The following is a 23296-nucleotide window of genomic DNA, read 5'->3' on the forward strand; positions in this document are numbered from 1 at the left end:
GGCTACGGGCCTTGACAGGGGTGACTGGGCAGTCTTGTGGGGACTATGCGACACGGGTATCCTCGGCGATCCGTCTGTCCAACAGTAAAAGCGGAATGCCCACATGTCTGATTTGAAAACTGCCGCTCTCGAATATCATGCCAATCCTCGCCCAGGGAAGCTGAGTGTCGAGCTCACCAAGGCCACTGCTACCGCTCGCGACCTGGCGCTGGCCTACAGCCCTGGCGTAGCCGAGCCGGTACGTGAGATCGCTCGCGATCCGGAACTGGCCTACAAGTACACCGGCAAAGGCAACCTGGTTGCCGTCATTTCCGATGGCACCGCTATTCTCGGCCTGGGTAACCTCGGTCCGCTGGCCTCCAAGCCGGTGATGGAAGGCAAGGGCGTGCTGTTCAAGCGTTTCGCCGGTATCGATGTGTTCGACATCGAGGTCGATGCCGAAAGCCCGCAAGCCTTCATCGACACCGTCAAGCGCATCTCCATCACCTTCGGCGGTATCAACCTGGAAGACATCAAGGCGCCGGAGTGCTTCGAGATCGAGCGCGCCCTGATCGAACAGTGCGATATCCCGGTATTCCATGATGACCAGCACGGTACCGCCATCGTGACCGCGGCCGGCATGATCAATGCCCTGGAAATCGCCGGCAAGACCCTGGGCGAAGCCAAGATCGTCTGCCTGGGCGCCGGCGCTGCCGCCATCTCTTGCATGAAGCTGCTGGTAAGCATGGGCGCGCAGATCGAGAACATCTTCATGGTCGACCGTACCGGTGTGATCCACTCCGGCCGTGACGACCTGAACCAGTACAAGGCGGTGTTCGCCCACGCTACCGACAAGCGCACCCTGACTGACGCCCTGCAAGGTGCCGACGTGTTCGTGGGCCTGTCCGGCCCGAACCTGCTGAGCCCTGAAGGCCTGAAGTCCATGGCGCCGAACCCGATTGTGTTCGCCTGCTCCAACCCTGATCCAGAGATCGCCCCGGAACTGGCCCACGCCACCCGCGACGACGTGATCATGGCCACCGGCCGTTCGGACTACCCGAACCAGGTGAACAACGTACTGGGCTTCCCGTTCATCTTCCGTGGCGCCCTGGACGTTCGCGCCAAGCGCATCAACGAAGAGATGAAGATCGCCGCCGCCAATGCCCTGCGCGAACTGGCCAAGCTGCCGGTGCCGCAGGAAGTCTGCGACGCCTACGGCGGCATCAAGCTGGAATACGGCCGTGAATACATCATTCCGAAGCCGATGGATGCCCGCCTGATCACCGTGATCTCCGATGCCGTGGCCAAGGCCGCCATCGAGACTGGTGTAGCTACCCTGCCATATCCGAAGAACTACCCGCTGAAAAGCGTGAACGACGTGTTCAACGGCTAATCGCAGCCCATAAAAAAACCTGGCCATCGAGCCGGGTTTTTTTATGGGGAAGTTTCAAGCCTCAAGCTGTATCGCTTGAGGCTTGTAGCTTGCGCTGCTGTTCTAGAACAGGTCGATCGGTGCCGCTTCGTCCGCAGGCAGCGGGCTGCCAGGAGCGACACCATTGCCCAGTTCGTTGACCGAGGGCGGGGTGTCCTCGCTCTTGAACAGCTCGAAGTAGGCGTTCGGCGTGCCCGGAGCGGCTGCGCGGCCGCTGACCGGATCGACCCGCAGGCTGAGGATGCCTTCCGGCTCGGCCAGGGTATGCGGCGGCTTGCCCTTGAGGGCCGCGCCCATGAAGTTCATCCAGATCGGCAGGGCCACGGTGCCGCCGTACTCGCGACGTCCCAGGCTCTCGGGTTGATCGAAGCCGGTCCAGACGGTGGTCACGTAGTCGGCGTTGTAGCCAGAGAACCAGGCATCCTTGGATTCGTTGGTGGTACCGGTCTTGCCGGCCAGGTCCGAACGGCCCAGGGCCAGGGCGCGGCGGCCGGTGCCCAGCTTGATCACGTCCTCGAGCATGCTGTTGAGGATGTAGGCGGTGCGTCCGTCGATCACTCGTTCGGCCACGGCCGGGGCTTGCACTGCCGGTTGCTGTGGACTCTCGCCGGCCAGGGTATTGATCGTGAAGTTGTGCTCCGGCGCGGCGATGCCGCTGCTGGCGGTGTCGCCATTGGGGACGCTGGGCGGGTTGGCGCTGAACAGCAGCTCGCCGTTGCGGCTTTCGATCTTGTCGATGATGTAGGGCGCGATCTTGTAGCCGCCGTTGGCAAAGGTGCTCCAGCCAGTAGCGATCTCCATCGGCGTCAGGGTCGCGGTGCCCAGGGCCAGGGACAGGTTGCGCGGCAGGTCCTGCTTGTTGAAGCCGAACTTGCTGATGTAGTCGATGGTGCGGTCCACGCCCATGCTTTGCAGCAGGCGGATCGACACCAGGTTGCGCGACTTGTACAGCGCCTCACGCATGCGGATCGGGCCGAGGAAGGTGTTGGTGTCGTTCTTTGGCCGCCAGACCTTGTCCAGGTACTCGTCGACGAACACGATCGGCGCGTCGTTCACCAGGCTGGCAGGTGTGTAGCCATTGTCCAGGGCGGCGCTGTAGATGAAAGGCTTGAAGCTGGAACCGGGCTGGCGCTTGGCCTGCATCGCACGGTTGTAGTTGCTCTGCTCGAAGGCGAAGCCCCCGACCAGGGCACGGATCGCGCCGTTTTGCGGGTCCAGGGTCACCAGGGCGCCCTGGGCGACCGGGATCTGGCTGAACTTCAGCGAGTCGTCCGCCTGGCGCTGTACTCGTACCAGGTCGCCGACCTGGGCTACGTCCGCCGGCTGGCGCGGAACGGCGCCCATGCTATTGGTGTTGAGGAACGGCCGGGCCCATTTCATGGTGTCCCAGGCCACATGTTCCTGGCCGTTGCGCGTCAGCACCTGGATACCGTTCTTCTCGACCTGGGTAACGATCGCCGGCTCCAGGCCGCTGATGCTCCGCTGCTTGGTCAGCTCGTTGGCCCAGGCGGCCTGGGTCTTGCCGGGCAGGCGCGATTCCGGCCCACGGTAGCCGTGGCGCTGGTCGTAGGTCATCAGCCCTTCATGAACGGCGGTGTTGGCCATTTCCTGCAGGTCGCTGGGCACCGTGGTGGTGACCCGGAAACCCTCGGTATAGGCGTCGCTGCCATAGCGTCCGACCATTTCGGCCCGGGCCATTTCCGCGATGTAGGGGGCATTAACCTCCGGAGTCGGAACGTGATAGCTGGCGTTGAGCGGTTCGTTGACCGCCTCGGTGTAGTCCGCTTCGCTGATCTTGCCCAGCTTGTACATGCGCCCCAGGATCCAGTCGCGGCGCTCCTTGCTGCGCGCCGGGTTGGCCAGGGGATTGAAGCGTGAAGGCGCCTTGGGCAGGCCGGCGATCATCGCCATCTGCGCCAGGCTCACTTCCCGGATGGATTTGCCGTAGTACACCTGGGCTGCCGCCTCGATGCCATAGGCGCGGTTGCCCAGGTAGATCTTGTTGACGTAGAGCTCGAGGATCTCGTCCTTGGTCAACTGCCGCTCTATTTGCAGGGCCAGGAGGATTTCCGTGGTCTTGCGCGAGAAGCTGCGTTCACTGGTGAGGAAGAAGTTCTTCGCTACCTGCATGGTGATGGTGCTGCCGCCGGACTGGATATGCCCGCTCTTGACCAATTGGGTCGCGGCCCGCATCAGGCTGCTGGGATCAACCCCGTAATGGTTAGCGAAGTTGTCGTCTTCAGCACTTAGTAACGCATTGATGAAGTTGGGGGGAATGTCGGCGAAACGGATCGGAGTACGGCGCATCTCGCCGAATTCCGCGATCAACTTGCCGTCGCTGCTGTACACCCGCAGCGGAATCTGCAACTGGATGCTTCTCAGGGCCTCTACCGAAGGCAAGCCAGGACTAAGATAGAGAAACGCACCGGAGAGGGCGAGGAGCAGCCCGCAGAATGCCGCTACGATGGACCACCCGAAAAACTTCAGCAGACGAATCAAGGCTTTTGGATTTCCAGAGAAAGGAATGAATTAGGCGTCGGGGCATGCACGGTCATCAGGACCGACCTACGCAGCGGGTAACCGCAGAAAAAAACGCGGGCATTATAAGCATTTTCCGCCCAGAGCGTCATTTGACCGTCTGTCAAGATGCGACGATCGAGCGCACTGCGGCATAAGGAATCCGTAAGTTACGGATAGTCATAAGGAATTGGACGTGCTTGGAGTATTCGGCAGAAAGCCGGGTTCCCTGGTGGGAATCGATATCCAGTCGACAGCGGTCACGCTCCTGGCCTTGAGTCGCCAGGGCCCGGGCTACCGGGTCGAGGCCTATGCCCGGGAAACCCTGCCGCCTGGGGTGCTGCAGGAACGCTTGATCGTCGATCCCGAGGCGCTGGCCCAGACGTTGTCCCGCGTTCGGCTAAAAAGCGGTACCGGCCTGCGCAACGTCGCGGTGGCGCTACCTGGCGAAGCGGTGATCAGCAAGCTGATCGAGATGCCGGTGGGGCTATCGGAGCAGGAGCTGGAAGACCAGGTCGCCCTGGAGGCCGAGCAGTACATCCCCTACCCGTTGGAAGACGTGGCCATCGATTTCGAGGTGCAAGGACCGGTGCCTGGTAGCCCGCAACGCAACCAGGTGCTGCTGGTGGCATGCCACAACGAGCATGTCGAATCCCTGGTCTCGGCACTGGTCCTGGCCGATCTCAGTGCCGAGGTGGTGGAAACCCAGCCCCTGGCCCTGGAGCGTTGCCTGGCGCTGCTGGGCAGCAGCCAGTCCCTCGCGCCCCAGGCGACCCTGGCACTGTTCGACATCGGTCTGGATCGCAGCACCTTCAACGTGATGCAAGGGCAACGAGTCATCCATGGCCATGAGCAGCCGTTCGGTAGCCGACGACTCTTGGATGATCTGCAAGGACATGGGCTGACGTTGGAGGAGGTATTGCTGGCCCAGCGCCAGGAGCGTTTGCCCCAAGACTGCATTGGCGAGGTACTGCATGCTTTCGAGGAGGAGCTTGTGCAGCAGGCGGCCCGTTCGTTACAAGAGTTCGCCGGCTCATCCCAGCGGCGCCAGGTGGACCTGTTGCTGCTGGCAGGAAGCGCCAGCCGCCTGCATGGCCTGGCGCAGTGCGTGGAGCAGTCCCTGGCTGTGGTTACCTGTATCGCCAACCCTTTTCGTGACATGTCCAGCGGTGCCGGGGTGGATGCCCGGGGGCTCGCTGACCAGGCGCCGAGCTTGCTGCTTGCCTGCGGCCTGGCCTTGAGAGGAGTGCGCTGATGTCCCGGATCAACCTGCTGCCCTGGCGTGAAGCTTCGCGGGAACTGCGTCGTCGTCGGTTCTTCCAGGTGCTGGTGGCGACGCTAGTGTCGGGTGTCGCGGTGATCCTGCTGGCGGACGCCTATATCTCCCGGGTGGTCGAGCGGTTGCATCTGCGTAACCAGTATCTGCAGCAGGTGGTGGCAAGTCAGGATGATCGGATCGCCAGCCTTCACCAGCTCAAGTCGCAGCGCCAGGAACTTCTCGAACGCATGAAGAGCATCGAGGAATTGCAGGGCAGCCGTTCGTCCGGAGTGCAGATATTCGAGCAACTGGCCCGTAGCTTGCCTGATGGCGTTTATCTCACCGAGGTCGAGCAACGGGGGCGGAGCCTGGATATCAGTGGCGCAGCCGAATCCAACGAGCGGGTTTCCGAGTTGCTGCGCAACCTGCAGTTCGCCGAGGGATTTGCTCTCCCTGAGCTGGGTGAGGTCCGGCATGCCGCGGACGGGGAGGCGGGCTTGTCCAACCGGTTTCGGCTCAAGGTGCAGCAAGTACCGGTGTCATCGATGGATCCGGGGCCGTGAGCCCTTGGCCATGGTGGGATCGTATGCGTTACACCGGCCTGCGGGCGCTGGCATCTGACAGCCCTGCCGACTGGCCGGGACCGCTCAGGGCGTTACTGGCGATTCTGCTCCTTCTGGTGGTGTTGCTGGCGGGCCACGGCTTTTATCTGGAAGCAGGGCTGGAGCGGGTGGAGCAGTTGCGGTACACGGAAGCCCGGCTCAGGGAACAGGTCGCAGGTAAAGTCCGTGACGGGGCAGGCCTGGAAGCTTATCGCCAGCAACTGCTGTTCATGCAGGGTGAGTTTCAGCGTTGGCTGCAACTGTTTCCCGGTAGCGCAGAGACTCCGGGCTTGTTGGAGGACATCAGCCGACTGGGAGTGGATGTCGGCCTGGATTTCGAGGAAATCCGGCCGCAGCCGGAGCAACCCTGGAAATTCCTGGTTCAGTTGCCGATCCAGCTCACGGTCACCGGTGCCTATCACGATCTGGCGATTTTCGTCGGCGGCCTTGCGGCCCTGCCACGGTTCCTCACCTTGCACGATATCCGTATCGGACCGGTGGATGCCGCCGATCCGGTGCGTTTGAGAATGCAGCTGGAGGCGCGGACCTACAGATACGAAGATCCGGAGACGAACTCGTGAGGGGCGTTCGCTGGCTGTTGCCTGGTGCGATCTGGGCGGGTCTGCTGGGATGTGGCCCAGACGCTGGATTTTCCGATCTGGATGCCTACCTGGAAACCCTGCGGGAACAGGCAGCGATCCGGATCGAACCGGCCCCGGCCATTCGTGCTTTCCCGGCGCTCGGCTACGGTGCCGGCGCGCTGCGCAGTCCCTTCCAGGCGCCGCTGGCCACCTCGCTCGCCGGTCGAAGGTCGACAGCCGGTGGGCCCGAGCCTGATCGGGTTCGTGGGCCGCTCGAGGCTTTCGATATCGAGCAACTGCAAATGGTCGGGACCTTGTCCGGTAATGCCGGGAGCTTTGTCCTGCTGCGTGCAGGCGATGCGGTACATCGGCTGCGGGTAGGCGACTACCTGGGGCGCGATCAAGGACGGATCGTGGCCATCGACGAATCATGGGTGAAGGTGCTGGAAATCGTACCCGACGGCTCGGGAAGCTGGCTGGAGCGACCACGGACTCTGGTACTGAAGAGCCATTCTTGAATGGAGTCAGGATGATGAACAGGGCTGTGCCTGCCTGTGGTGTAGTGCTGTGGATAATGTTGCTGGCGCCCTGGGTGAGCGCTGGCGAGCCCGGGTCTGCCAATGGGCGCCAGTTGGTCGATGCCAGGCCAGCGACCGGGAGCCCAGTCTATGGTGGCGATAAGCTGTCGTTGAATTTCCAGGATATCGAGGTGAGATCGGTGCTGCAGTTGATCGCCGATTTCACGGGGCTGAACCTGGTGGCCAGCGATACGGTGCAGGGCAGCATCACCCTGCGCCTGAAAGGCGTGCCCTGGGATCAGGCCCTGGACCTGGTGCTCAAGACCAAGGGCCTGGACCAGCGCCGGGTCGGTAACGTGTTGTTGGTGGCTCCGGCCGAAGAGATCTCCGCCCGTGAGTTGCAGGAATTGGAATCGCAAAAGCAGTTGGAGGATCTGGCGCCCCTGCGCCGGGAGCTATTGCAGGTCAACTACGCCAGGGCCGCCGACATCGCCAGGCTGTTCCAGTCAGTGACCGGCAGCGAGGAGCGGATTGGCGAGCGTGGGTCCATCAGTGTCGATGAGCGCACCAACAATATCATCGCCTACCAGAACCAGGAGCGCCTCGACGAGTTGCGACGCATCGTCGCCCAACTGGACGTCCCGGTACGCCAGGTCATGATCGAGGCGCGCATCGTCGAAGCCAACGTCGACTATGACAAGGGCTTGGGTGCACGTTGGGGTGGCGCGTTGCAGAGCAGAGGGAACTGGAAGCTGTCCGGTGCCGGCGGTTCTCCGACCCGCGGTGTTGGCGGCGGCAGCGACTCGCCGTTCGTCGACCTGGGTATCGTCGGCCGGACTTCGGGCATGGACATCGCCTATATCTCCGACAACCTGCTGTTGGATCTGGAACTGACCGCCATGGAGAAGAGCGGCAACGGCGAAATCATCTCCCAGCCTAAAGTGGTCACTTCCGATAAGGAGACCGCCAGGATCCTCAAGGGCACCGAGATTCCCTACCAGGAGGCCAGTTCCAGCGGTGCGACCTCGGTTTCGTTCAAGGAGGCTTCGCTGTCCCTGGAAGTTACCCCGCAGATCACCCCGGACGACCGGGTGGTCATGGACGTCAAGGTCACCAAGGACGAGCCGGACTACCTGAACAAGGTCCAGGACGTCCCGCCTATTCGCAAGAACGAAGTCAATGCCAAGGTTCTGGTGCGTGACGGGCAAACCATTGTCATTGGCGGAGTTTTTTCCAATACGCAGAGCAAGGTTGTAGATAAAGTGCCATTTCTGGGCGATGTCCCGTATCTTGGCCGCCTTTTCCGGCGAGACGTGGTGTCAGAGAAAAAATCCGAGCTGCTGGTGTTTCTCACTCCGCGTATCATGAACAACCAGGCGATTGCTGCGAGTCATTGATGCTGTGCGAAATTTGATTCTTGTTGGGCCAATGGGGGCTGGAAAAAGCACCATTGGCCGCTTGCTGGCCAAAGAGCTGCGCCTGCCATTCAAAGATTCCGATAAGGAAATTGAACTGCGTACAGGCGCGAATATCCCATGGATCTTCGATAAGGAAGGCGAGCCGGGTTTTCGTGACCGTGAGCAGGCGATGATCGCCGAACTGTGCAACACCGATGGCGTGGTGCTGGCCACGGGTGGTGGCGCGGTGATGCGCGAGGCCAATCGTCGGGCGTTGTATGCCGGCGGGCGAGTAGTCTACTTGCATGCTTCGGTGGAACAGCAGGTCGGGCGTACCGCCCGGGATCGCAACCGCCCCTTGCTGCGTACCGCCGATCCGGCCAAGACACTGCGCGATCTGCTGGAGATCCGCGATCCGCTTTATCGGGAAATCGCCGACCTGGTGGTGGAAACCGATGAGCGGCCACCACGATTGGTGGTGCTGGACATCCTCGAGCGCTTGCAGCAACTGCCTTCCCGTTAATACGCCGGGCGAAATGCGCTATTCTCGGCGTCGCGCCAGACCGCCAAGGTGTGGCGCAGAGCTATCGGGCTGCGTCAGATGACCAGGCGAGGCCCATCGTCAAAGCAAGGCACAATGCTTGCTTCCATCTTCTCTGTGGGGACACATGCAGACACTTAAGGTCGATCTAGGCGAGCGCAGCTACCCGATCCACATCGGTGAAGGATTGTTGGACCGGCCCGAGCTGCTGGTGCCGCACATCGCCGGACGGCAAGTGGCGATCATCTCCAATGAAACCGTCGCGCCGCTGTACCTTGAGCGTCTGACCCGGACCCTGGCGCAGTTCTCGGTGATCTCGGTGGTTTTGCCCGATGGCGAGGCCTACAAGAACTGGGAGACCCTGCAACTGATTTTCGATGGCCTGCTGACCGCTCGCCACGACCGCCGTACCACCGTCATCGCCCTCGGTGGCGGAGTGATCGGTGACATGGCCGGGTTTGCCGCAGCCTGCTACCAGCGCGGTGTCGACTTCATCCAGATTCCCACCACCTTGCTGTCCCAGGTCGACTCCTCGGTAGGCGGCAAGACCGGCATCAACCACCCGTTGGGCAAGAACATGGTCGGCGCCTTCTATCAGCCGAACGTGGTGCTGATCGATACCACCAGCCTCACGACCCTGCCGAGCCGCGAGCTTTCGGCGGGCCTGGCGGAGGTGATCAAGTACGGCCTGATCTGCGACGAGCCGTTCCTCACCTGGCTGGAAGAAAACGTCGATCGCCTGCGGGCCCTGGAGCCGCAGGCGCTGACCTACGCCATCGAACGCTCCTGCGCGGCCAAGGCTGCAGTGGTGGGTGCCGATGAGCGCGAGTCGGGGGTGCGCGCCACCCTCAACCTCGGCCATACCTTCGGCCATGCCATCGAGACCCACATGGGTTATGGCGTGTGGCTACACGGCGAGGCCGTGGCGGCTGGCACCGTGATGGCCCTGGAGATGTCGTCGCGCCTGGGCTGGATCAGCGAGCAGGAGCGCGACCGCGGCATCGCCCTGTTCCAGCGCGCCGGCCTGCCGGTCATTCCGCCCGAGGAGATGACCGAGGCCGATTTTCTCGAATACATGGCAATAGACAAGAAAGTGATCGATGGTCGTTTGCGCCTGGTACTGCTGCGCCGCATGGGCGAAGCCGTAGTGACCGACGACTATCCGAAAGAGGTTCTGCAGGCCACGCTGGGAGCGGACTACCGCGCCCTGGCTCAGCTTAAAGGTTGATAGATTCCGATGACTAGTTTGCACGCGGACGAGGCATTCCTCGGCCATTACCAGTTGAGTCACGACCCCTTCGCTCCTCGGGTCCCCGGCTTCAAGTTCTTCCCTGCCCAGCGCAAGCCCGTGCTGGGGCAACTGCACCATCTGGCCCGCTATAGCCAACTGCTGCTGGTGGTCACTGGCCCCCAGGGCAGCGGCAAGACCCTGTTGCGCCAGGCGCTGGTCGCCAGTACCAACAAGCAATCGGTACAGAGCGTGGTGGTTTCCGCCCGTGGCGCCGGCGATGCCGCCGGTGTGCTGCGCCAGGTGGCCCAGGCGCTGAATGTGGCCCAGGCCGAGATCGGCACGATCCTGGCCCAGGTGGTGCAACTGGCCCTGACCGGCCAGGAGGTCTACCTGCTGGTGGACGATGCCGAGCAGCTCGACGAGTCCGCGCTCGAGGCGCTGCTGGCGCTGGCGGCGGGCGCCCCGGAAGGTCGTCCCCATGTCTTCCTGTTCGGCGAGTCATCGCTGATCGCGGCGCTGGACCCGTTCGGCACCGACCAGGAGCGTTTCCACATCATCGAACTGCAGCCCTACACCGAGGAGGAAACCAGGGAATACCTGGCCCAGCGCCTCGAGGGAGCGGGGCAGGGCATCGAACTTTTCTCCGCGGATCAGATCAGTGATATTCACGAAAGCTCCGATGGCTGGCCGGGCAACATCAACCAGGTCGCCAGGGATGCAATGATCGAAGCAATGATCGCCAGCCGCTCTGCGGTAAAGCGTCCAAGTATGGGGTTCAACATGCCTAAGAAACACGTATTGGCCATTTCCGCCGTAGTGGTCGTGGCCGTCGCCGCGGCCTGGCTGATGCCGGGTCGCGGCAAGGCGCCCGCCACCGGGACGCCGGCCAACGAGCAGGCGCAGCTACCGCTGGGCCAGGCGCCGAATGCCAATGGCGGCCCGGCGGTGGAGTTCGCCGGCTCGTCACAACCGATGCCACTGCCGTTGGTCGGCCAGTCGCAACCGGTGATGCGTGGTCCGCTGGCCGAGGCGGCGGGCGGAATTACCGAGGGTGACGATGGGGTGCCAGTAGCGGGCTCCAGCGCCGTTCCGCCAACCGTGACCACCATTGCGCCACCTGCGGGTGTTCCGGCTGGCCCGGCGGCGACCCCGACCCCGACCCCGACCCCGACCCCGACTCCACGTCCGACTCCGGCCCCGGCGCCGACCCAGGTCGCCACCGCCAAGCCCGCTCCTGCACCCAAGCCTGTGCCAGTGGAAAAGCCAGCGGCCGCCAAGCCTGCTCCTGCCGCCAAACCCGCCGAGAAACCGCTCACCGTGGCCAAGGCAGCGGCCGGTGGCAGCTGGTACGCCGGCCAGGCGCCTGGCAACTACGTGGTGCAGATCCTGGGTACCAGCTCGGAAGCTACCGCGCAGAACTTCGTCAAGGAACAGGGTGGCGAGTACCGCTACTTCAAGAAAGTCCTCAACGGCAAGCCGCTGTATGTGATCACCTACGGCAACTTCGCAAGCCGCGATGCTGCGGTCAGCGCCATCAAATCCTTGCCAGCGAAGGTTCAGGCTGGTAAACCTTGGCCTCGCACTGTCGCCAGCGTTCAACAAGAACTCGCAACAGCCCGCTGAAGATTCGGCGGCCTTACCCAGGCCGCCTCTCCAGGCAACCTCAAATTTCCGCATCAGCATGCTGCCCTACAGGCCGCGTGCTTTGTGGTGTCTGCGTCACAGTAGTTTTTGAGTCGCTGCAGTCAAAGACAAAACTTTTTGACTAGCACAGCGTATCGCTTTAAAACGTTCATAAATGCGACACGAATTTGCGACAGATCGTCGTTAAATTTGTGGGGTTATGTGTCGGTGTGTACAATGACCTCCCTTTTGCCCCTGCAAAGTCGGCGTACGTTCGACGTGGAAGGTAACAGGTTGAATTGAAAAGAAATTTGTCTCGAAAAGAGACAGCCTGGTGAGAAAGTGTCTATGAAAGCAGGTCTGTACCAACCCGATGAATTTAAGGATAACTGTGGTTTCGGCCTGATCGCCCATATGCAGGGCGAACCCAGTCATACCCTGTTGAAAACGGCCATCGAGGCCCTGACCTGTATGACCCACCGCGGTGGGATCAACGCGGACGGCAAGACCGGCGACGGTTGCGGTCTGTTGATACAAAAACCCGACCTGTTCCTGCGCGCTGTCGCCAAGGAGCACTTCGGGACCGACCTGCCCAAGCAGTACGCCGTGGGCATGGTGTTCTTCAACCAGGATCCGGCGAAGGCCGAAGCCGCGCGGGAAAACATGAACCGCGAGATCCTGGCCGCGGGCCTGCAACTGCTGGGCTGGCGCAAGGTGCCGATCGACACCCGTGTGCTCGGGCGCCTGGCCCTGGAGCGCCTGCCGCAGATCGAACAAGTGTTCATCGGCGGTGAAGGCCTGAGCGACCAGGACTTCGCCATCAAGCTGTTCAGCTCCCGGCGTCGCTCCTCGGTGGCCAACGCCGCCGACACCGACCACTACATCTGCAGCTTTTCCCACAAGACCATCATCTATAAAGGCCTGATGATGCCGGCGGACCTCGCCGCCTTCTATCCGGACCTGGGCGACGAGCGCCTGCAGACCGCGATCTGCGTGTTCCACCAGCGCTTTTCCACCAACACCCTGCCGAAGTGGCCACTGGCGCAGCCCTTCCGCTTCCTCGCCCACAACGGCGAGATCAACACCATCACCGGCAACCGTAACTGGGCCATGGCCCGCCGCACCAAGTTCGCCAACGACCTGATCCCCGACCTCGAAGAGCTGGGCCCGCTGGTCAACCGCGTGGGTTCCGACTCCTCGAGCATGGACAACATGCTGGAACTGATGGTCACCGGGGGTATCGACCTGTTCCGCGGCGTGCGCATGATCATTCCGCCGGCCTGGCAGAACGTCGAGACCATGGACGCCGACCTGCGCGCGTTCTACGAATACAACTCCATGCACATGGAGCCCTGGGACGGCCCGGCCGGCGTGGTCATGACCGATGGTCGCCATGCCGTCTGCCTGCTGGACCGCAATGGCCTGCGCCCGGCGCGCTGGGTCACCACCAAGAACGGCTTCATCACCCTGGCCTCGGAAATCGGCGTCTGGAACTACCAGCCCGAGGACGTGATCGCCAAGGGCCGGGTCGGCCCGGGCCAGATCTTCGCCGTGGACACCGAGACCGGGCAGATCCTCGACACCGACGCCATCGACAACCGCCTCAAGTCCCGTCATCCATACAAGCAATGGCTGCGCAAGAATGCCCTGCGCATCCAGGCCACCATGGAAGACAACGACCACGGTTCGGCCTTCTACGATGTCGACCAGCTCAAGCAGTACATGAAGATGTACCAGGTCACCTTCGAAGAGCGTGACCAGGTGCTGCGACCATTGGGCGAGCAAGGCTACGAAGCGGTGGGCTCCATGGGCGACGACACGCCGATGGCCGTGCTGTCCCAGCGCGTGCGCACCCCCTACGACTATTTCCGCCAGCAGTTCGCCCAGGTCACCAACCCGCCGATCGACCCGCTGCGCGAAGCCATCGTCATGTCCCTGGAGATCTGCCTCGGTGCCGAGCGCAACATTTTCCAGGAATCCCCCGAACACGCTTCCCGGGTGATCCTCAGCTCGCCGGTGATCTCCCCGGCCAAGTGGCGTTCGCTGATGAACCTGGAGCGCCCGGGTTTCGAGCGCCAGATCATCGACCTCAACTACGACGAGAGCGTCGGCCTGGAAGCGGCGATCCGCAATGTCGCCGACCAGGCTGAGGAAGCCGTTCGGGCCGGCCGCACCCAGATCGTCCTCAGCGATCGCCATATCGCCCCGGGCAAGCTGCCGATCCACGCCTCCCTGGCCACTGGCGCGGTGCATCATCGCCTGGTGGAAAAGGGCCTGCGCTGCGACTCCAACATCCTGGTGGAAACCGCCACGGCCCGCGATCCGCATCACTTCGCGGTGCTGATCGGCTTTGGTGCCTCGGCGGTCTATCCGTTCCTGGCCTACGAAGTGCTGGGCGACCTGATCCGTACCGGCGAGGTGCTGGGCGACCTCTACGAGGTGTTCAAGAACTACCGCAAGGGCATCACCAAGGGCCTGCTGAAGATCCTGTCGAAGATGGGCATCTCCACCATCACGTCCTACCGTGGTGCACAGTTGTTCGAAGCCATCGGCCTGTCCGAGGAAGTCTGCGACCTGAGCTTCCGTGGGGTGCCGAGCCGGATCAAGGGCGCGCGTTTCGTCGATATCGAGGCCGAGCAGAAGGCCCTGGCCGCCGAAGCCTGGAGCCCGCGCAAGCCGATCCAGCAAGGTGGCCTGCTGAAGTTCGTCCATGGCGGCGAGTACCACGCCTACAACCCGGATGTGGTCAATACCCTGCAAGCCGCGGTGCAACAGGGCGACTACGCCAAGTTCAAGGAATACACCGCGCTGGTGGACAACCGCCCGGTGTCGATGATCCGCGACCTGTTCCAGGTCAAGACCCTGGACACGCCGCTGGACATCAGTGAAGTCGAGCCCCTGGAGGCGATCCTCAAGCGTTTCGACTCCGCCGGCATCTCCCTCGGTGCCCTGTCGCCGGAGGCCCACGAGGCCCTGGCCGAGGCGATGAACCGCCTGGGCGCGCGCTCCAACTCCGGCGAGGGCGGTGAAGATCCGGCCCGCTACGGCACCATCAAGAGCTCGAAGATCAAGCAGGTGGCCACTGGCCGTTTCGGCGTGACCCCGGAATACCTGGTCAACGCCGAAGTGCTGCAAATCAAGGTGGCCCAGGGCGCCAAGCCCGGCGAGGGCGGCCAACTGCCCGGCGGCAAGGTCAACGGCCTGATCGCCAGGCTGCGCTATGCGGTTCCGGGCGTGACCCTGATCTCGCCGCCACCGCACCACGACATCTATTCGATCGAAGACCTGTCGCAACTGATCTTCGACCTCAAGCAGGTCAACCCCCAGGCACTGGTCTCGGTGAAGCTGGTGGCCGAGGCCGGGGTCGGCACCATCGCCGCCGGCGTGGCCAAGGCCTATGCCGACCTGATCACCATTTCCGGCTACGACGGTGGCACCGGCGCCTCGCCGCTGACCTCGATCAAGTACGCCGGCGCCCCATGGGAACTGGGCCTGGCCGAAACCCACCAGACCCTGCGCGGCAACGACCTGCGCGGCAAGGTCCGGGTGCAGACCGACGGCGGCCTGAAGACCGGCCTGGACGTGATCAAGGCGGCCATCCTCGGCGCCGAGAGCTTCGGCTTCGGCACCGCGCCGATGATCGCCCTGGGCTGCAAGTACCTGCGCATTTGCCATCTGAACAACTGCGCCACCGGCGTCGCCACCCAGAACGACAAGCTGCGCAAGGACCACTACATCGGCACCGTCGACATGGTGGTGAACTTCTTCACCTACGTGGCCGAGGAGACCCGCGAGTGGCTGGCCAGGCTGGGCGTGCGTTCACTGCAAGAGCTGATCGGCCGTACCGACCTGCTCCAGGTGCTCGAAGGCCAGACCGCCAAGCAGCACCACCTGGACCTGACCCCGTTGCTGGGCAGCGACCACGTGCCGGCGGACAAGCCGCAGTTCTGCCAGGTGGACCGCAACCCGCCGTTCGACCAGGGCCTGCTGGCCGAGAAGATGGTCGAGATGGCGCGCGCGGCCATCAACGACAAGAGCGGTGCCGAGTTCGAACTGGATATCTGCAACTGCGACCGTTCCATCGGCGCGCGGATTTCCGGCGAGATCGCCAGGGTCCACGGCAACCAGGGCATGGCCCAGGCGCCGATCACTTTCCGCTTCAAGGGCACTGCGGGCCAGAGCTTCGGCGTGTGGAACGCCGGTGGCCTGAACCTCTACCTGGAAGGCGACGCCAACGACTACGTGGGCAAGGGCATGACCGGCGGCAAGCTGGTGATCGTCCCGCCCCAGGGCAGCGCCTACAAGACCCAGGACAGCGCCATTGTCGGCAACACCTGCCTGTACGGCGCCACGGGCGGCAAGCTGTTCGCCGCCGGCACCGCGGGCGAGCGTTTCGCCGTGCGCAACTCCGGTGCCCATACCGTGGTGGAAGGCACCGGCGATCACTGCTGCGAATACATGACCGGTGGTTTTGTCTGCGTCCTGGGCAAGACCGGCTACAACTTCGGCTCAGGCATGACGGGTGGCTTCGCCTACGTGCTGGACATGGACAACAGCTTCGTCGACAAGCTGAACCATGAACTGGTGGAGATCCAGCGGATCACCGGCGAGGCGATGGAGGCTTATCGCAGCCATCTGCAGCGCGTGCTGGGCGAGTACGTCGAGGAAACCGGTAGTGAATGGGGTCGCGAGCTCTGGGAAAACCTGGACGACTACGTGCGTCGCTTCTGGCTGGTCAAGCCGAAGGCGGCGAACCTGAAGAACCTGCTCTCCAGCACCCGGGCCAACCCGCAATAAAGCAGCTGCAAGTGGCGAGCCTCGAGCTGCAAGCGAAGCAGTACGAGGTTCGCCGGGCATTAGTGATCGACTTGCGGCTTGCAGCTTATAGCTTGCAGCTGCTGTATAGAGGTTTTGAAAAATGGCTGAACGTCTGAATAACGACTTCCAGTTCATCGATGTCGGGCGCAAGGATCCGAAGAAGAAACTGCTGCGTCAGCGCAAGAAAGAGTTCGTGGAAATCTACGAGCCTTTCAAACCCCAGCAATCGGTCGAACAGGCCCATCGCTGCCTGGGTTGTGGCAACCCCTACTGCGAATGGAAGTGCCCGGTGCACAACTTCATTCCCAACTGGCTCAAGCTGGTGGCCGAGGGCAACATCCTGGCCGCCGCCGAGCTGTCGCACCAGACCAACACCCTGCCGGAGGTCTGCGGCCGCGTATGCCCGCAGGACCGCCTGTGCGAGGGCGCCTGCACCCTCAACGACGGTTTCGGCGCGGTGACCATCGGCTCGGTGGAGAAGTACATCACCGACACCGCCTTCGCCATGGGCTGGCGCCCGGACATGTCCAAGGTCAAGCCCACCGGCAAGCGCGTGGCGATCATCGGTGCCGGCCCGGCGGGCCTGGGCTGTGCCGACGTGCTGGTACGGGGTGGCGTGACGCCGGTGGTATTCGACAGGAACCCGGAGATCGGTGGCCTGCTGACCTTCGGTATCCCCGAGTTCAAGCTGGAGAAGACCGTGCTGAGCAATCGCCGGGAAGTCTTCAGCGGCATGGGCATCGAGTTCCGCCTCAACACCGAGGTGGGCAAGGACGTGACCATGGAGCAACTGCTCGCCGAGTTCGATGCGGTGTTCATGGGCATGGGCACCTACACCTACATGAAGGGCGGCTTTGCCGGCGAGGACCTGCCGGGCGTGTACGACGCGCTGGACTTCCTGGTGGCCAACGTCAACCGCAACCTGGGTTTCGAGAAGTCGCCGGAAGATTTCGTCGACATGAACGGCAAGAAGGTCGTGGTGCTCGGTGGTGGCGACACCGCGATGGACTGCAACCGCACGTCCATCCGCCAGGGTGCCAAGTCGGTGACCTGCGCCTATCGCCGCGACGAAGCCAACATGCCCGGCTCGCGCAAAGAGGTAAAGAACGCCAAGGAAGAAGGCGTGAAGTTCCTCTACAACCGCCAGCCCATCGCCATCGTCGGCGAAGACAAGGTCGAAGGCGTGAAGGTGGTCGAGACCCGTCTCGGCGAACCGGACGCCCGTGGCCGGCGCAGCCCAGAGCCGATCCCGGGTTCCGAGGAGATCATCCCGGCCGATGCCGTGGTCATTGCCTTCGGCTTCCGTCCGAGCCCGGCGCCGTGGTTCGAGCAGTTCCAGATCCAGACCGACAGCCAGGGCCGCGTGGTGGCGCCGGAGCAGGGCCAGTACAAGCACCAGACCAGCAACCCGAAGATCTTCGCCGGTGGCGACATGGTGCGCGGTTCCGACCTGGTGGTGACGGCGATCTTCGAAGGGCGCAACGCCGCCGAAGGCATCCTCGACTACCTGGGCGTTTAAGCTGCTGCGCTCGGCAATGCTGCGTTGAAAACAGACTCGTGCGCGAGTCCGATCGGAATGCTCATTGACAGCAGTCAACTCCGCTTCCTCGTCTGTTTTCGCCTTGCCTTGCCTTCGCTCGCGACGCTCAAATAGCTGCTTGTAGTCCGCGACAAATTGACCCGATACATAAAAGGCACGGCTCTTGCCGTGCCTTTTATGTCGCGCTCTGAGAAAATGCCCCCACTTTTTTTCCGGATGCCGACATGACTGCCCTGAAGAACGACCGTTTCCTCCGTGCCCTGCTCAAGCAACCCGTAGACGTCACCCCGGTGTGGATGATGCGTCAGGCCGGGCGCTACCTGCCTGAATACCGCGCCAGCCGCGCCAACGCCGGTGACTTCATGAGCCTGTGCATGAATCCTGCGTTCGCCTGCGAAGTCACCCTGCAGCCCCTGGACCGTTATCCACAGCTGGATGCGGCGATCCTCTTCTCCGACATCCTGACCATCCCTGACGCCATGGGCCAGGGCCTGTACTTCGAGACCGGCGAAGGTCCGCGCTTCAAGAAAGTGGTCAGTACCCTGGCCGACATCGAGGCCTTGCCGATCCCCGATCCGCACAAGGACCTGGGCTACGTGATGGATGCGGTCAGCACCATCCGCCGCGAACTCAACGGCCGCGTGCCGCTGATCGGTTTCTCCGGCAGCCCCTGGACCCTGGCGACCTACATGGTCGAGGGCGGTTCGTCCAAGGACTTCCGCAAGTCCAAGGCCATGCTCTACGACAATCCACAAGCCATGCACCTGCTGCTGGACAAGCTGGCGCAGTCGGTCACCGCCTACCTCAACGGCCAGATCAAGGCCGGCGCCCAGGCGGTGCAGATCTTCGACAGCTGGGGTGGCAGCCTCTCGGCGGCGGCCTACCAGGAGTTCTCCCTGGCCTACATGCGCAAGATCGTCAGCGGCCTGATTCGCGAGCATGAAGGACGCAAGGTGCCGGTGATCCTGTTCACCAAGGGCGGCGGCCTGTGGCTGGAAAGCATTGCCGAGGCCGGCGCGGACAGCCTGGGCCTGGACTGGACCTGCGATATCGGCGAAGCCCGGCGCCGGGTCGGTGCCAAGGTCTCGCTGCAAGGCAACATGGACCCCACCGTGCTCTACGCCAACCCGCAGGCGATCCGCGCGGAAGTCGCGCGCATCCTCGCCAGCTACGGCAAGGGCAGCGGCCACGTGTTCAACCTGGGCCATGGCATCACCCCGGAAGTGAATCCGGAACACGCCGGTGCCTTCTTGCGGGCGGTGCACGAGCTGTCGGCGCAATACCACGAGTAACCGCGCCTGCGGTGATCGAGCCCGGCCCTGGCCGGGCTTTTTCTTGCCGCTGAAAGGGCAACGGGGCGGATTAAGTTTCAATTCAGCCTGGGTGGTTAACCTCATCGGCATCGACACCCAGAATGGATCACTGCCATGAAAACCCGTTACCTCGCCCTCTTGCTCGCCCCGCTGTTCAGCACCGCTGCCCTGGCCACCGGCTATACCGGCCCTGGCGCCCAGGCGGTCACCACCGTTGCCGCCGCCAAGGATGCCTCGGACGACACCCCGGTGGTGCTCCAGGGTTATGTCACCAAGAAACTGGATAACGACGACAAGTACGAATTCAAGGATTCCAGCGGCACCATCACCGTCGAGATCGACGACGAGAACCTGCCACCGGTGCCCTTCAACGAGAAGACCCTGGTCAAGCTGACCGGCGAGGTGGAGAAGGGCTTGATGAAGCGCGAGATCGACGTCGACCTGGTGGAAGTCCTCAAGTAAGCCGCTCGCTCATCCCAGGCGATACCGATGCCGGCGCCCGACCTTGCAGATGCCCTGCGAGAGTCGGGCGCCGGTAGGCTCGTCTTCGATTCAGGGCGCCGCCAGGGGTTGCAGCTTGGCCAGCTTCAAGGCCGCCAGCAATGCCACCAGCAGCAGGGCGCCGATGAACAGGCCGATGCCGTTCCAGCCCGCCAGGTGCCAGAACACCCCACCCGCGGTGCCGGCGATGCTCGAGCCGGCGTAGTAGCTGAACAGGTACAGCGACGAGGCCTGGCCCTTGGCCTTGGTGGCGCGGCGGCCGATCCAGCTGCTGGCCACCGAATGCGCCCCGAAGAAGCCGAAGGTGAATACCAGCATGCCGATGATCACCACCGGCAGCGGCTCCAGCAGGGTCAGGGCCAGGCCGGCGAGCATCAGCACGATGGTGGCCCAGAGCATCTTGCGCCGCCCCAGGCGATCGGCCAGGGCGCCGGCTTTGGCCGAGCTGTAGATCCCCGACAGATACACCACCGACAGCAGGCCGACGAACGCCTGGTCCATGTGGTACGGCGCGGCCAGCAGGCGATAGCCGATGTAGTTGAACAGAGTAACGAAGGCCCCCATCAGCACGAAGGCCTCGAGGAACAGCAGCGGCAGGCCGGCATCGCGAAAGTGCAGGGTGAAGCCGTCCAGCAGGCTGCGTGGGTGCAGCGAGCGTGGGCGGAAGTTGCGCGACTCGGGCAGGATGCGCCAGAACACCGCCGCGGCGATCAGCGCCAGAGCGCCGATCACCAGCATCGCCGTGTGCCAGCTGACGAAATCGATCAGCACCCCGGTGATCAACCGCCCACTCATGCCGCCGATGGCGTTGCCGCCAATGTACAGGCCCATGGCCAGGCCAATGTGCTGGGGGTGGATCTCTTCGCTGAGGTAGGTCATGGCCACCGCCGCCAGCCCGCTCAGGGACAGCCCCACCAGCGCACGCATCACCAGCACGCCATGCCAGCTGGGCATCAGGGCGCTGGCGATGGTGCACAGGGCCGCGGCCAACAGGGCCGCCACCATCACCGGCTTGCGCCCGATCCGATCGGAAATCGGCCCGGTGACCAGCAGGCCCACGGCCAGCAACGCGGTGGAGACCGACAGCACCAGGCTGCTCTGGGCGGCGTTGATGGAGAATTCCAGGGACAGCAACGGCATCATCGGTTGCACGCAGTACAGCAGGGCGAAGGTGGCGAAACCGCCGGAGAACAGGGCCAGCACCGTGCGCATGAACAGCGGCGTGCCTTTCTCGATATAGGCGTCGTTGAGTTGGGCGACTACTTCGTCCAGGGGCGTGGAGGGAATTTCGTGGGCAAGCGGGGCGACAGCGGTTTTCACGGAGACCTCGGGGGGAACGCAGCCAGGCAGGCAATGAAAAAAGCATATAGCTGGCTAATAATTCATTCCAATATATTGTTCGACCTGTTTGATAGGTTCTACGACTCAATGGGATCCCCATGGAATTGCGTCACCTGCGTTACTTCATCGCCGTGGCCGAGGAGCTGCACTTTGGCCGCGCGGCCCAGGCCCTGGGCATTTCCCAGCCGCCTTTGAGCCAGCAGATCCAGGCCCTGGAGCAAGAGATCGGCGCGCGTTTGTTCGAGCGCACCAATCGTCGGGTCGAGCTCAGCGAGGCCGGCCGGCTGTTCCTCGAAGAGGCTCGCCTGGCACTGGCCCAGGTGGACAAGGCCGCCGATGTGGCCCGCCGTGCGCAGTTGGGCGAACTGGGCGAGTTGAAGATCGGCTTCACCTCGTCGGCGCCCTTCAACTCGACGATTCCCCAGGCAATCTTCGCCTTTCGCCAACGCTTTGCCGCCGTGCACCTCAAGCTCAAGGAAATGAGCAGCACCCAGGTGGCCGAGGCACTGGTGGACCAGGCCATCCAGGTCGGCATCATGCGGCCCTTGCCCCTGCCGGATTCGCTGTCGGTGGTGGAGCTGTTGCGCGAGCCACTGGTGGCGGTGCTCGGTTCCAAGCACCCGCTGGCCGAAGGTCGCGAAGAAGGCCTGTACCTGTCCGAGCTGGCCCACGAGCCCTTCGTGTTCTTTCCCCGCAGCTATGGCAGCGGCTTGTATGCCCAGTTGCTGAACCTGTCGCGGGATGCCGGGTTCACCCCGCATTTTGCCCAGGAGGCCTCGGAGGCCATGACCATCATCGGCCTGGTGGCCGCGGGCCTTGGGGTCTCGGTGTTGCCGGCGTCCTACCAGCGCATGCGTATCGACGGCGTGGTCTATCGCCGGCTGCTGGACCCGCAAGCCATGACGGCGGTATGGCTGGTGCAGCGCAAGGACCAGTGCTCGCCCATGGCCAAGGCCTTCGTCGAGCTACTGACGCGCAAGACCGGGGCCGCGTGCTGAGGGGCTGTTGGGGCGGGGCGGCGTTTGCAGGAACACCAGGTCGCCGCGCAACGCCACGCCGGCCATCAACACTCCGGCGCGGCACTCGTAGGTGTTGAGGTCCTTGCGCACGCGCTGCTTGTAGTAGCTGACGATGTTGGTCACGGCGTTGGCGCCGACCCGCTTGGCTGCGGCCTGCAGGGTGATCAGGGCCGATTGCAGGGCCCATTCGCAGGCGGCGATATCGCTCTTGTTGAAGGCGTTGGTCTTCTTGTTGGTGGCCAGCTCGGTGACCTTGACCTGGAGTACCGCCGGGTGCGGGTTGCCCGCCAGGTAGAACTTCACGCTGCCATCCAGGCGTCCGGCGCGCAGGGCATCGGACACCACGCTCTCGAAGGGCATGTACATCAGGTTGGTGGCCCGGCTGTCAGGGCTGAAGACGGACAGCAGGGCCAGGGCAATCAGCGCTTTCACTTGCATGGTCGGCTCCTTGACGGATGTGAAAGGCAAGCCGTCATGGCGCGTCGGCCCGCTGTTGCGAGTGTAGACGCTGATCGATCCCCTAGCCGTTGCCGAGCCGCCGAGCCTTCAGGATCTGCGCCCGCGTTGCGCGCGTGCGTAGCCTCGCTGGCGCCCGACAGCGGCCACAGGGGTCATTGGGCCGCGGGAAAGGCCTTCGCCGAGTCCGACAGCTGCTGCGCGGTGCGCTGGTTCTGGCCGTCGCGCAGGTCACGCAGGATGCCCTTGTCCAGCAGGCGTACCCAGCGGATGTAGTTCTTGTGGATCTTGCCGTCCTGGTAGTCCAGGGCGCGGCTGTCGCGATAGACGATCTTGTAGTGGTTGGCGGAGTACTGGATATCGATCTTCGCGTAGAACTGCTCGCGCACGGTGATATCCGCCTGGATCAGCTCGGGGCCGATTTGCCGCACGGTCCACTGGCGGGCCACCAGGTTCTTCAGGATCGCTTGCTTGACCTGCTCGTGGTCGGTCTGGATGGTGGCCGGGATGATGCGGTTGGGGGTGTACATCGGCTTGCTGGTGCAGGCCGCGGTGCCCAGCAGGGCGAGGACGATCAAGGTGGCGCGAAGCAGGGAGGACATTCCATTTTCTCCAGGAGGCGGCAAGGG

Annotated in this window: 17 protein-coding genes and 1 pseudogene; 14 read left to right on the top strand and 4 right to left on the bottom strand. The window is 63.3% G+C overall.

Features of this window, described 5'->3' with window-relative positions; genetic code table 11:
• The first annotated feature begins 103 nt into the window (after positions 1-103).
• Complete coding sequence (locus H7A76_RS04590) at positions 104-1372, top strand: malic enzyme-like NAD(P)-binding protein (protein WP_185697409.1); 1269 nt, start codon at positions 104-106, stop codon at positions 1370-1372.
• A gap of 102 nt (positions 1373-1474) precedes the next feature.
• Here the strand turns inward: H7A76_RS04590 and H7A76_RS04595 are convergent, their stop codons facing one another.
• Positions 1475-3907 (bottom strand): penicillin-binding protein 1A, encoded by a 2433-nt coding sequence (locus H7A76_RS04595; protein ID WP_409302419.1) that lies wholly within the window; start codon positions 3905-3907, stop codon positions 1475-1477.
• A gap of 217 nt (positions 3908-4124) precedes the next feature.
• Here H7A76_RS04595 and pilM point away from each other — a divergent pair, with 217 nt between their 5' ends.
• From pilM to H7A76_RS04655, 12 genes and pseudogenes are all read left to right on the top strand, one after another.
• Positions 4125-5183 (top strand): type IV pilus assembly protein PilM, encoded by a 1059-nt coding sequence (pilM, locus tag H7A76_RS04600; RefSeq protein WP_185697411.1) that lies wholly within the window; start codon positions 4125-4127, stop codon positions 5181-5183.
• Positions 5183-5749 carry a PilN domain-containing protein gene (locus tag H7A76_RS04605; protein WP_185697412.1) on the top strand — a complete coding sequence of 189 codons (567 nt, stop codon included), beginning with the start codon at positions 5183-5185 and terminating at the stop codon, positions 5747-5749. The genes pilM and H7A76_RS04605 overlap by 1 nt, the downstream gene beginning before the upstream one ends.
• A gap of 23 nt (positions 5750-5772) precedes the next feature.
• Positions 5773-6369, top strand: coding sequence for a type 4a pilus biogenesis protein PilO (locus H7A76_RS04610; protein ID WP_185697413.1), 597 nt, complete (start codon positions 5773-5775; stop codon positions 6367-6369).
• Entirely contained in the window at positions 6366-6887 is a 522-nt protein-coding gene (locus H7A76_RS04615; RefSeq protein ID WP_185697414.1) for a pilus assembly protein PilP, read from the top strand. Before H7A76_RS04610 ends, H7A76_RS04615 begins: the two co-directional genes overlap by 4 nt.
• A 149-nt stretch (positions 6888-7036) precedes the next feature.
• Positions 7037-8284: pseudogene (locus tag H7A76_RS04620) on the top strand (type IV pilus secretin PilQ); the annotation flags it as partial.
• A gap of 4 nt (positions 8285-8288) precedes the next feature.
• Positions 8289-8807 carry a shikimate kinase AroK gene (gene aroK / locus H7A76_RS04625; RefSeq protein WP_185697415.1) on the top strand — a complete coding sequence of 173 codons (519 nt, stop codon included), beginning with the start codon at positions 8289-8291 and terminating at the stop codon, positions 8805-8807.
• Positions 8808-8952: 145 nt separating this feature from the next.
• On the top strand, positions 8953-10053 hold the full coding sequence (gene aroB / locus H7A76_RS04630; RefSeq protein WP_185697416.1) for a 3-dehydroquinate synthase: 1101 nt from the start codon (positions 8953-8955) through the stop codon (positions 10051-10053).
• Positions 10054-10062: 9 nt separating this feature from the next.
• Positions 10063-11679 (top strand): AAA family ATPase, encoded by a 1617-nt coding sequence (locus H7A76_RS04635; RefSeq protein ID WP_185697417.1) that lies wholly within the window; start codon positions 10063-10065, stop codon positions 11677-11679.
• Between the two features lie 348 nt (positions 11680-12027).
• Positions 12028-16476: a glutamate synthase large subunit gene (gltB, locus tag H7A76_RS04640; RefSeq protein WP_185697418.1), complete on the top strand. Its 4449-nt coding sequence runs from the start codon at positions 12028-12030 to the stop codon at positions 16474-16476.
• Between the two features lie 121 nt (positions 16477-16597).
• Positions 16598-18016, top strand: a complete 1419-nt coding sequence (locus H7A76_RS04645; RefSeq protein ID WP_022639922.1) for an FAD-dependent oxidoreductase — start codon at positions 16598-16600, stop codon at positions 18014-18016.
• 245 nt (positions 18017-18261) lie between these two features.
• Positions 18262-19329, top strand: a complete 1068-nt coding sequence (gene hemE, locus H7A76_RS04650) for a uroporphyrinogen decarboxylase (protein WP_185697419.1) — start codon at positions 18262-18264, stop codon at positions 19327-19329.
• Positions 19330-19464: 135 nt separating this feature from the next.
• The gene (locus H7A76_RS04655; protein ID WP_185697420.1) at positions 19465-19812 is read left to right on the top strand and encodes a YgiW/YdeI family stress tolerance OB fold protein; all 348 of its coding nucleotides are present in this window, start codon (positions 19465-19467) and stop codon (positions 19810-19812) included.
• Positions 19813-19902: 90 nt separating this feature from the next.
• Here the strand turns inward: H7A76_RS04655 and H7A76_RS04660 are convergent, their stop codons facing one another.
• Positions 19903-21138 (bottom strand): MFS transporter, encoded by a 1236-nt coding sequence (locus H7A76_RS04660; protein ID WP_409300645.1) that lies wholly within the window; start codon positions 21136-21138, stop codon positions 19903-19905.
• 152 nt (positions 21139-21290) lie between these two features.
• Here H7A76_RS04660 and H7A76_RS04665 point away from each other — a divergent pair, with 152 nt between their 5' ends.
• Positions 21291-22190: a LysR family transcriptional regulator gene (locus H7A76_RS04665; RefSeq protein ID WP_185697422.1), complete on the top strand. Its 900-nt coding sequence runs from the start codon at positions 21291-21293 to the stop codon at positions 22188-22190.
• Here H7A76_RS04665 and H7A76_RS04670 read toward each other — a convergent pair.
• Both H7A76_RS04670 and H7A76_RS04675 read right to left on the bottom strand, forming a co-directional pair.
• Positions 22158-22649: an excinuclease gene (locus H7A76_RS04670; RefSeq protein WP_085595630.1), complete on the bottom strand. Its 492-nt coding sequence runs from the start codon at positions 22647-22649 to the stop codon at positions 22158-22160. The two genes, H7A76_RS04665 and H7A76_RS04670, sit on opposite strands and share 33 nt — an antisense overlap.
• Positions 22650-22822: 173 nt before the next feature.
• Entirely contained in the window at positions 22823-23269 is a 447-nt protein-coding gene (locus H7A76_RS04675) for a hypothetical protein (protein ID WP_022639928.1), read from the bottom strand.
• Positions 23270-23296: the final 27 nt, after the last annotated feature.

This window comes from Pseudomonas sp. MSSRFD41, assembly GCF_014230245.1.
Classification (GTDB): domain Bacteria; phylum Pseudomonadota; class Gammaproteobacteria; order Pseudomonadales; family Pseudomonadaceae; genus Aquipseudomonas; species Aquipseudomonas piscis.

Excerpts from the sequence above, each read along its gene's own strand:
- H7A76_RS04590 (WP_185697409.1), top strand. The coding sequence starts at position 104 with ATGTCTGATTTGAAAACTGCCGCTCTCGAATATCATGCCAATCCTCGC.
- H7A76_RS04605 (WP_185697412.1), top strand. The coding sequence starts at position 5,183 with ATGTCCCGGATCAACCTGCTGCCCTGGCGTGAAGCTTCGCGGGAACTG.
- H7A76_RS04610 (WP_185697413.1), top strand. The coding sequence starts at position 5,773 with ATGCGTTACACCGGCCTGCGGGCGCTGGCATCTGACAGCCCTGCCGAC.
- aroB (WP_185697416.1), top strand. The coding sequence starts at position 8,953 with ATGCAGACACTTAAGGTCGATCTAGGCGAGCGCAGCTACCCGATCCAC.
- H7A76_RS04635 (WP_185697417.1), top strand. The coding sequence starts at position 10,063 with ATGACTAGTTTGCACGCGGACGAGGCATTCCTCGGCCATTACCAGTTG.
- gltB (WP_185697418.1), top strand. The coding sequence starts at position 12,028 with ATGAAAGCAGGTCTGTACCAACCCGATGAATTTAAGGATAACTGTGGT.
- H7A76_RS04645 (WP_022639922.1), top strand. The coding sequence starts at position 16,598 with ATGGCTGAACGTCTGAATAACGACTTCCAGTTCATCGATGTCGGGCGC.
- hemE (WP_185697419.1), top strand. The coding sequence starts at position 18,262 with ATGACTGCCCTGAAGAACGACCGTTTCCTCCGTGCCCTGCTCAAGCAA.
- H7A76_RS04655 (WP_185697420.1), top strand. The coding sequence starts at position 19,465 with ATGAAAACCCGTTACCTCGCCCTCTTGCTCGCCCCGCTGTTCAGCACC.
- H7A76_RS04665 (WP_185697422.1), top strand. The coding sequence starts at position 21,291 with ATGGAATTGCGTCACCTGCGTTACTTCATCGCCGTGGCCGAGGAGCTG.
- H7A76_RS04670 (WP_085595630.1), bottom strand. The coding sequence starts at position 22,649 with ATGCAAGTGAAAGCGCTGATTGCCCTGGCCCTGCTGTCCGTCTTCAGC.
- H7A76_RS04675 (WP_022639928.1), bottom strand. The coding sequence starts at position 23,269 with ATGTCCTCCCTGCTTCGCGCCACCTTGATCGTCCTCGCCCTGCTGGGC.